The 6037-nt window shown below is 38.0% G+C and carries 7 protein-coding genes and 1 pseudogene; 5 read left to right on the top strand and 3 right to left on the bottom strand.

The window, feature by feature from the left end:
* The 5 genes and pseudogenes from ACTNES_RS18940 to ACTNES_RS18920 all read left to right on the top strand — a co-directional run.
* Positions 1–320 (top strand): annotated as a pseudogene (locus ACTNES_RS18940) (23S rRNA (uracil(1939)-C(5))-methyltransferase RlmD); the annotation flags it as partial.
* A gap of 31 nt (positions 321–351) precedes the next feature.
* Positions 352–723, top strand: a complete 372-nt coding sequence (locus ACTNES_RS18935) for a TnpV protein (protein ID WP_118265809.1) — start codon at positions 352–354, stop codon at positions 721–723.
* 320 nt (positions 724–1043) lie between these two features.
* Positions 1044–1805, top strand: a complete 762-nt coding sequence (locus ACTNES_RS18930; RefSeq protein ID WP_279207311.1) for a helix-turn-helix domain-containing protein — start codon at positions 1044–1046, stop codon at positions 1803–1805.
* A gap of 425 nt (positions 1806–2230) precedes the next feature.
* The gene (locus ACTNES_RS18925) at positions 2231–2647 is read left to right on the top strand and encodes a YjdF family protein (RefSeq protein ID WP_118265811.1); all 417 of its coding nucleotides are present in this window, start codon (positions 2231–2233) and stop codon (positions 2645–2647) included.
* Between the two features lie 61 nt (positions 2648–2708).
* A complete protein-coding gene (locus ACTNES_RS18920) occupies positions 2709–3089 on the top strand; it encodes a DUF4825 domain-containing protein (protein WP_118137847.1) in 381 nt (126 codons plus the stop codon).
* Between the two features lie 141 nt (positions 3090–3230).
* Here the strand turns inward: ACTNES_RS18920 and mobQ are convergent, their stop codons facing one another.
* The 3 genes from mobQ to ACTNES_RS18905 form a co-directional block, all read right to left on the bottom strand.
* Positions 3231–4940: a MobQ family relaxase gene (mobQ, locus tag ACTNES_RS18915; protein WP_441040383.1), complete on the bottom strand. Its 1710-nt coding sequence runs from the start codon at positions 4938–4940 to the stop codon at positions 3231–3233.
* A 137-nt stretch (positions 4941–5077) separates the two neighbouring features.
* Positions 5078–5299 (bottom strand): DUF3847 domain-containing protein, encoded by a 222-nt coding sequence (locus ACTNES_RS18910; RefSeq protein WP_117767619.1) that lies wholly within the window; start codon positions 5297–5299, stop codon positions 5078–5080.
* Positions 5300–5469: 170 nt separating this feature from the next.
* The coding region (locus ACTNES_RS18905) for an ATP-binding protein (protein ID WP_441040382.1) at positions 5470–6037 on the bottom strand (568 nt) is incomplete at its 5' end.

Raw genomic sequence — 6037 nt, 5'->3', positions numbered from 1 at the left:
TCCCAAGACACGTGGAAACGGTTGTTCTGTTGTCCCAACAAAAACCGGATGACCACATAGAGATCGACTTAGACCTGGACGAGCTGGATGCCACCAGTGCCGAGTTGAAAGCAACCTATCAGGAAATCAAAGATTATGTGCTGAAAGAATTTGGCTTGAAGGTTTCAAGTTTATATATTTCTCAGGTAAAACGCAAGTGTGGAATTGAAGTGGGAGAAAACTATAATCTTCCAAAATCAGAAAATGTAAGAGTTCCACAATGCCCGAAAGAGAAGGAAGAAGCTATCAAGGCTGCCCTGAAATATTTTGCGATGATCTAAGGACATCGTTGATTTCAAGGAGGAATAACACATGAAAAGCACATTTGAAAAAATGGGTGGAACCTACACACTTGGCGCAGACGGAATTTACTATCCGAATCTTGTCAGTACAGATGAAGAACCGCATTATGGGAAATATGGAATGATGCGGAAAACGTATCTGAAAGAGCATCGTCCGGCAATGTATTCACTGTATATGTTGGAAGACAGACTGGTGGAACATCTGAATCTTGTGGACGATGAAGCACAAGAAAGAATGGATATTCTGGTGTGTCAGATGATGGAGAAGCAGGGGATTACGGAGGAATTGAAAGCTCGTGATCAGATGGAATGGGTCAGAGCGGTAAATGGTATTCGTAATATGGCAGAAGAGATTGTGTTGAAAGAATTGATTTACAGGTAAACAAAGAGCTGAACAGGTAGGACGAAAAATCCTATTTGTTCAGCTTTTGTGTTTATAAGGGGTCAAAGAAGAAGCATATTACAATTCTATAGCAAGTGATCTTTTCTAAGTTTCTGAAGGCTGTTTTTTCCGTCTTGGTCATAAGTTGCCGATTTAATTATTCCATAGTATGGCTTAAAAAACATCCGAATATAACTTTATAGAAATAATCATGATGGGGAGATTATTTGATGAATTTTGTGCTAATATTCTGCAATTCTACTGTTAGTCGATTGCTTTATGCACACTCTCATTATAATATGTGTGCAGGAGGTGGATATATGTATCAGATTAGCAATGAAAAATTCGGTTTATTTGTAACCGAATTAAGAAAGGAAAAGAATTTAACTCAAAAGGATTTGGCTGAAAAATTATATGTATCAGATAAAACAGTTAGCAAATGGGAACGTGGTCTTAGTATGCCCAATGTCGTATTACTCATACCAATAGCTGATATATTAGAGGTTACCGTTACAGAATTGTTACGTGGAGAAAAAATAGATACACAGAAAAATATTGATAAAAAAGAAATCGAGGAATTGGTAGTAGGTTCTCTCGATATGGCTGTTAGGGATTCTATTCACCAGCATAGAAAAAACTGGATATTAGCATATTTGTTATGTTTTTTTATATCTATTACAGAAATTATTATGTTAGTTGTATCTGGAAGTTCATTAGCTGAGATGAAAGGGGATATATTGCTGGTTACTGGGGGAATGCTTTTATTTGGTGCATGGTTTTGTTTCTTTGCAAAAGACATATTACCAACATATTATGATGACAACAAGATAAATTATGTATCACAAGGAATTTTTAGAATACATCTAGTTGGTTTATCTTTTAACAATGGAAATTGGATATACATCTGCACAACTTTAAAAATATGGATACTTGCAACGGTTGTTCTATATCCTCTTGCAGGTATTATAATAATCAATTGTTTCAATATAGCTTTATGGGATATTTTAAATAACATTTTCTTAATTATGATATTAGGTGGTATGGTAGTTTCGATTTACATTATCGGGAAAAAATACGAATAATTAAATTACCTGTTATCGTTGTGGATAGTACTAATTTACAACATTCTTCATGGGAAATAAGCAATGATGCAGAAGAGATTGTGTTAAGAGAATTAGTGTACATTTAAAGCGTGGAAAGCTCCTTCAGGAGCTTTTTGCTGTTTATCAAGAAAGTATATAGAAAATGTATTAATCATATGATATGATTTGAACAGAAGATAGAATTTTATGAAGTAAGAATGTTTTTGAGGAACGTAACTTAGAAGTTGCAGAATTAAGTTAATCGTGCCATATGGCTTGATTATAAAAGCAAAGATAAAAACGCAACGTACATCTTTGATGTGCCAGAGCCGGTAGGTAGCCCGGCCGTCCTATATAAATAGGGTAAGTAACCTGCCCCTCCGGGTTGTCCATTCTTTGTTCAATCAATTTTAGGAGGGATTCTTATGGACAAAGTAAATGGAAAGCTGACAGTATTTTTTGAAGAGCCGTTTTGGGTGGGTATATTTGAACGCATCGAAGATGGTAAACTATCTGTGGCAAAGATAACATTTGGTGCAGAACCAAAAGATTATGAAGTACAGGAATATATTCAAAAGTGTTATTTCAGTTTGAAATTCAGTCCGGTTGTTGAAACTGTTGTAAAGGATATCAAAAGAAATCCGAAACGGATGCAGCGGGAAGCAAAAAAGCAGATGCTGGAAATAGGCATTGGCACAAAATCGCAACAGGCGTTGAAACTACAGCAGGAACAGAACAAGCAGGAACGCAAAGAGAAAGGCCGCAAGAAAAAAGAGGCAGAAGAACAGCGAATGTTTGAACTGAAACAACGAAAGAAAAGAGAAAAGCATAAGGGACATTAAAGTCCCTTGGGCTTTTGCTCAAATCGAAAAGTGTTGAATAAAGATTTCGGGAGGTGTTTCTATGAAGAAAAAAGTACTTGCAATTATGTTAGTTGCCGTATCAATCATGTTGATTTCAGCGTGCGGAAAAAAAGAAAAACTGTACGAAATTCCTGATTTATCGCAGTATAAGACAGATTATGTAGGAGATTCTTCAAATGTTATAAATATTGTAAGCGGTCAAGAGTATCCAGAGGGATACTCATATGACAGTATAGAGATACAGTCTGAAACAGAGCCTTATGGATTAACAGTTTTTCTAAAAGATGAGCCGTCGGCAGTCAAACTTGAAGATGAATTGCAGGTTAATGCAGATATGACATTTGACTTGATTGGTAATTTGGGAACAATTGATTATAAAACAGCAGATAGCAAAGAAATTATTGCATCATATGAACGGTGATATATTTTTAGTCAACTTTTAGACAATTTGAAGAGCGGAATATAAAAAGGCGTATGGAAGTTTTAAATCCATACGCTTTTTTGAAAAAAACTCACTTTTGAACAAGAGATTTGTAAGAACATATTATCTATTCAAAGACGGTTACAATTCTATATCATATGACTTTTTCTTAGTCCGAGCAGGCTGATTTCGCTGTATTTCCAGTTTCCTCTGATATTTAAGTTTCCATGCACGATGAGAGAAGACGTCAGGATCTTCCACATTGAGATAATCCACCTCATTGGCTGCAATATCACGACGGTGATAGTCATAATACTTACCAAAAGTACCTTTGAGCTGCTCAATCAGCTTATCACGGAAATCAGGACGTATCTGGATTCTGGTGTCCAGCAATTCTGTATACTGTTCTGGTTCAGGACGAAATTTTTCTTCCCGGAAAGCGGTGGCATCTTTTTCAAGCTGTTTTTGGAGCGAGATGTCCTGAGAATCCAGGATATCCAGATTTTTATTCATCTGGTCATATTTTTTGGATAGATTCGTCATATCTTTATCGGTAGAGCATTCCGCCTGGAAAATTAGCTGCTCTTTCCTTGATTTCAGTTCTTCAATTTCTTCGGTAACAGTGGTAAGCTGTTGATTCAATTTTATATGCTGGATGGGATTCAAAATACTGGTTTTATCCTTTTGCACATTCAGTTCTTTCCGTTCCGAAACTTTCGCTTTGAGTTTCTTCTTAACAGCATTATATTTATTCAGTATTGGATTAAAATGATTCATCCAATCATGAATTACTTCTTTTTGCATCTCATTATGAAGTAAATGATATTGTGTAAAAATCATATGATTTCGGATAGTTTCCATTGTTTCTGCAATTATTGGAATAGACTTTTCTACAGCTTCAGCCAGTTTTGCTACTTTTGCTTTTAATTCTCGGAGCATTTTGTTATCCGCACGAATCTGACGGTTGATTTCACAGCGGTCTGCTATCATGCCTTTCTTTTCCATATTCTGGGCAATGTAGCCTTCATGGATAGTTGGCTGTTCGGTGATTCCCTGATCTGCAAAGCTGCGGTGATCAATGGTAGCATTTATCTGATTACGTGCAAGCATTTTATTTACGGCATCTGCCCAGTTTGCCCGCCAGATGAAAAGTTGTTCATCACTGTTCCATTGTTCGGAAATAGGATTCTGTCTGCCATATCGGCTACTCTTGGGGTGTTTATCAATCCGTTCATATCCTTTTTCCTGTGCAACAGAGGAAGTCAGATATTCTTTCTTTTTTCCAACTTTATAGCGATATTGCTTTTCCCATCCCTGTTTCTGAGCAGTTTTAAATTCAGAAGCAGTAAATCCTTTTTCTTCCCCATCTTTGATACAGAGATATTCTTTTTCGGTTTTATACTGCCATGTTCCATTTTCATTTAGTGGTCGGACAGTAAGAAGAATGTGTGCATGGGGATTGTGACCATCTGTATCGTGAATGGCAAAATCAGCACACATCCCCATATCTACAAAGTTCTTTTTAATAAAATCTTGAAGAAGAGAAATATTACTGTCTTTATCCAATTCAACAGGGAGTGCGACAACAAATTCTCTTGCCAGTCGACTGTCTTTGGTCTTTTCGGTTTCTTCCACAGCATTCCAGAGTTGTTCCCGGTCATTCCATTCCGATGGAGCCATTGGTGGAAGCATCACTTCCTGATAGATTAACCCATGCTTTCTGGTATAGTCATGCTGGATACCATCATAATCATTGTACATCCGGCTACAGCTCATATAAGCAGAAGCAGCAACAGCAGACCGACCGGAACCACGGCTGACGACCTTGGCTTGCATATGATAAATTGCCATATCTGGCACCTCCTTTCGATGTTGCCTGCAACAGCGGATAAAGCCCTCGGCAGAGCGCACGAGCCCCGAAGGGGATACCACTGCCTGATTTATCAGGTGGTGAGTAAGTGCGCCCTTCGGGAGTAGAACTTGTGCGTTTACATTCCCCGTAGCCGGATCATCAGCTCCCGTTTCAGGGAATCTAAATCCATTTCCTTAATATGGGGAACAATACTTTCTAAAATTGCTCCTTCCTGGACTAATCTGTGTGTTCTGGCATCACGCTCTTTTTTGCGATTTCTTGCTTCAGCTTCTTCTTGGCGGTGTTTTGCCTGTAAAAGTGCTTTTTCTTCTGGTGTCATGATTCTTTTATCTGCCATATCTGGCACCTCCTTTTTATGCCCGTATCCGGGCAGTTTTGGTTTTAAAATCTTTTGGTTTGGTACTATGGTTTTAGATAACTGACAGTGGCATATTTCTGGTAATAAATGAGGAAAGAAAGTAGTACCACTGTCAGTGAAAAGTAATCATTGTGTTATACTTTTTCGAGTCAATTCTGGTTCGGAACATGATTGTTCAACAGGATTTTTTTTGCCTGTTTTAAATTAGCTGTTGCATTGTCCTGACGGATATTCCGGTTATTGATACGGACAGGAATACATCTCTCCAGAATACGGTCATAAATTCGTTTGTGTGCGATATCAGCGGCGTTATTCAGCTCTGATAAAGTGAGATTGGTCGTTATGATCAGAGGCTTTTTACTGCGGTAACGACTGTCGATTACATTGAATACCTGTTCCAGTGCAAAGTCAGAGTTCCGCTCAATTCCGAGATCATCAATAATCAGAAGACTGTAGCGGTTTAAGCTGTTGATGAACTGGTTTCTGTCTTCAAAATGCATTCCGGTAAGGGTATTCAGAATCCGGGAAAAGTTGGTCATCAGTACAGGAACGCCTTTTTCCAGAAGGGCATTGGCAATGCAGCCTGCAAAAAAAGATTTTCCAGTACCGACATCACCCCAGATAAGAAGTCCGGAAGCGTTTGCTTTCATCTCTTCCCAGTTGCTTACATAATTGTGTGCCAGTTTTATTTCCTGATTGATGCCGTTATCCCTGGCA

Source organism: Blautia sp. HCP3S3_D9 (assembly GCF_052063845.1).
Taxonomy (GTDB): Bacteria; Bacillota; Clostridia; order Lachnospirales; family Lachnospiraceae; genus Blautia_A.
The sequence above is the reverse complement of the archived record's forward strand: the minus strand, read 5'-3'. Positions and strand labels throughout refer to the sequence as shown.

What these genes read in the sequence shown, in the direction of transcription:
- ACTNES_RS18935 (WP_118265809.1), top strand. Translation starts at nt 352, where the DNA reads ATGAAAAGCACATTTGAAAAAATGGGTGGAACCTACACACTTGGCGCA.
- ACTNES_RS18930 (WP_279207311.1), top strand. Translation starts at nt 1,044, where the DNA reads ATGTATCAGATTAGCAATGAAAAATTCGGTTTATTTGTAACCGAATTA.
- ACTNES_RS18925 (WP_118265811.1), top strand. Translation starts at nt 2,231, where the DNA reads ATGGACAAAGTAAATGGAAAGCTGACAGTATTTTTTGAAGAGCCGTTT.
- ACTNES_RS18920 (WP_118137847.1), top strand. Translation starts at nt 2,709, where the DNA reads ATGAAGAAAAAAGTACTTGCAATTATGTTAGTTGCCGTATCAATCATG.
- mobQ (WP_441040383.1), bottom strand. Translation starts at nt 4,940, where the DNA reads ATGGCAATTTATCATATGCAAGCCAAGGTCGTCAGCCGTGGTTCCGGT.
- ACTNES_RS18910 (WP_117767619.1), bottom strand. Translation starts at nt 5,299, where the DNA reads ATGGCAGATAAAAGAATCATGACACCAGAAGAAAAAGCACTTTTACAG.